At 30.9% G+C, this 1,079-nt stretch carries 1 protein-coding gene; it reads right to left on the bottom strand.

Features of this window, described 5'->3' with window-relative positions; all coding sequences use genetic code 11:
* Positions 1–348 precede the first annotated feature (348 nt).
* Complete coding sequence (locus tag SHK09_RS15410; RefSeq protein ID WP_319811681.1) at positions 349–984, bottom strand: DUF3885 domain-containing protein; 636 nt, start codon at positions 982–984, stop codon at positions 349–351.
* Between the last annotated feature and the right edge of the window lie 95 nt (positions 985–1,079).

The raw sequence follows: 1,079 nt of genomic DNA, 5'->3' as shown, positions 1-1,079 counted from the left end.
AATTCCGTTTCCATATTTGTGCTAGTAAAAATTCCGCAAACTTTCTTAATTCATAATTTTCACAAACTTGCTAAATTCCGCAATTTTGAAAAATTTTGACGAGCGAGAGAGTGTTCCACAAATTTTCAGTTTTCTTAAATTTAAAAGTAAAGAAATTCAATATTCCCCACGTTTCAATTCAGCGTTTGGATTTTTCTGAGCAATGAATTACAACGTTGTTGTATAAGCTTTGTTGCGTTGTTTAAGCAGTGAATTTAGTAAATAAAGTACGAACGGCGAAATTCCGGAGGAATTTCCCAAGTGAGCCAAAACCAGCAATAAAGTTTATACGGTGTTGGCAATAGTGATTTATTCAAATTGTTTTTCCATTACTTCTCTTTGAGATTCAACAATCCATTTGTCAAATTTCAATATGTTTGATTTCAAATCATCTGTTTCGTTACTAAACATTAAGCAACCTCTGTCATCATACATCCAAAACCATTTTTTAGTTTTTGGTTGAAAAAAGTACACTAATTGATGAATTGTTGGTGAAAATCCCATTTCCGTATTTGCAATTCCGTTAAATATTTCTTGATAATTAATTCCGTTTTTTTCTACTTTACAAATTGTTAATTTTCCTTTAATTCGCTCAATATTGTCTTCGTCATCAAAATATCGAGTTGCGAGATTCTCCTCAAATTGTTGAGTTTGTATATTTTCCGATTTTAACAATTCATAAATGTGATTTGGCGTTTCAGCAAACATATCGTCACCAAAATCATAAATAATGGTGTATAATTCTGTGTCTTTTTCGAAATGGCTTTCAAACAGTTCAGACGCACGTTTTGTTGCTTGATTCACACGTTCTTTTGTTCCGTTTTCAAATGGGTCTCCTAATTCAAATCTTAAAAAAAAAATTAGTCCACGCTCAATCGTATTGAAATCTGTTATTTCAATATTTGAACCTAAATAGTTTAATTCTTGTTCGAGGTTTTCTTTCATTATTGCCAACGTTTTGGTATAAAAATTTTTGCGATTTAAAAATGCGGCAAATTTTCCACCGGAAAATTAGAAGCATTTTTAAAAAAGCAAAAAGC

The organism is Polaribacter sp. PL03, assembly GCF_033875165.1.
GTDB lineage: Bacteria > Bacteroidota > Bacteroidia > Flavobacteriales > Flavobacteriaceae > Polaribacter.
This window is presented reverse-complemented; position numbering and strand designations above follow the sequence as displayed.

Coding starts and splice junctions, on each gene's coding strand:
- SHK09_RS15410 (WP_319811681.1), bottom strand. CDS start 984: ATGAAAGAAAACCTCGAACAAGAATTAAACTATTTAGGTTCAAATATT.